Here is a 1300-nt window from a genome sequence, read left to right as displayed (position 1 = left end):
GGAGTATAGAGACACATTCAAAGAAGTAAGAAATTACGAGTGCTTCAAATATTTACATTTGGGAATAATATCAACGCTCAAAAGAAAATCCTTACCGGAGATAGCAAAAGCAGTAAGCATAAACTCAGCACAATCATTACATCATTTTATTGCCAATTCAGATTGGTCAGTAGAGAAATTAAGGAGTCAGAGATTACAGAAAATTAAGAGAGCATTAGATGGAAAAGCAATTACTGTAGTCATCGATGAAACAGGAGATAGAAAAAAAGGTAAAAAGACTGATTATGTAGCCAGACAATATTTAGGGAGTGTGGGAAAAATAGATAATGGGATAGTTTCAGTCAATGCCTACGGAGTTTACGCTAACATAACATTTCCATTATTATTCAAAGTATTCAAACCACAAGGGACGCTAAAAGCCGGAGATAAATATAAAACTAAGATAGAATTAGCGACAGAAATAATTACAGAATTAATTGAGTTGGGCTTTAATATTGAATTGGTACTGGCAGACAGTTTATATGGTGAGAGTAGCCAATTTATCAGAAAATTAGCAGAATATAAATTAGCTTACGTGGTAGCGATTAGAAGTAATCATGCAGTCTGGTTGCCAGCTAATCAGAGGGTTAGGGCGAATAAGTGGTGTAAATTCACCAGAACATTTAGTAACCAAAAATCAGAGACTAGATATATTAGGGAAATAATTTATGGTAAGCGAAGAGATATAACTTACTGGGAATTAACTACAGACCCAGAAACACTGCCTGAAAATTCTACATCTTTCGTCATGACAAATCTTCAAGGAAAGCTCAAAAAAAGTTTAGGTGACATTTATGGATTAAGAACATGGGTAGAATATGGTTTTCGGCAGTGTAAGCAGGAATTAGGTTGGACAGATTATCGGTTTACTAGTTTCCAGGATATTGAGAGATGGTGGGAAATTATTTTTTGTGTTTACACCATGATCAGTTTAAACTCTCCATCATTTTTATCCTTAAATCAATCTCATCAACTTCCACCCGACCCTCCAAAAAGCAATTCGGTTAATTTCTCTGGGCATCAACAATGGAACCTGAACGGGGGATGGAAGAGTACTCTCAATAATCTGCGTTTAATTGTCCAACCACTGTTATTTTTTTGGTTGATTTATCCCTGGCTTGATGTTTTTCCTAATTCCGATTTATTGCTCGGATTCAACCAACTCATTAGTGCTATGAATGGTTTCAAACCCTTTTATTCTTCTGCATAATTTACTTAATTTACTACTTGCTTTATTCGGAAAGTGACAGAAGAGGGATAT

1 protein-coding gene is annotated in these 1300 nt (G+C 35.2%); it reads left to right on the top strand.

Annotated elements, in window-relative coordinates; genetic code table 11:
- Positions 1 to 1249 (top strand): IS701 family transposase (locus ACM0OP_RS24125; protein WP_414530938.1); only part of this gene is annotated, 1249 nt, incomplete at its 5' end.
- Positions 1250 to 1300: the final 51 nt, after the last annotated feature.

Origin of the sequence: Nodularia chucula CCY0103 (assembly GCF_963923915.1) — a bacterium.
Lineage (GTDB): Bacteria > Cyanobacteriota > Cyanobacteriia > Cyanobacteriales > Nostocaceae > Nodularia > Nodularia chucula.
Note: the sequence above shows the minus strand (reverse complement) of the source record. Positions and strands in the feature narration are given on the sequence as shown.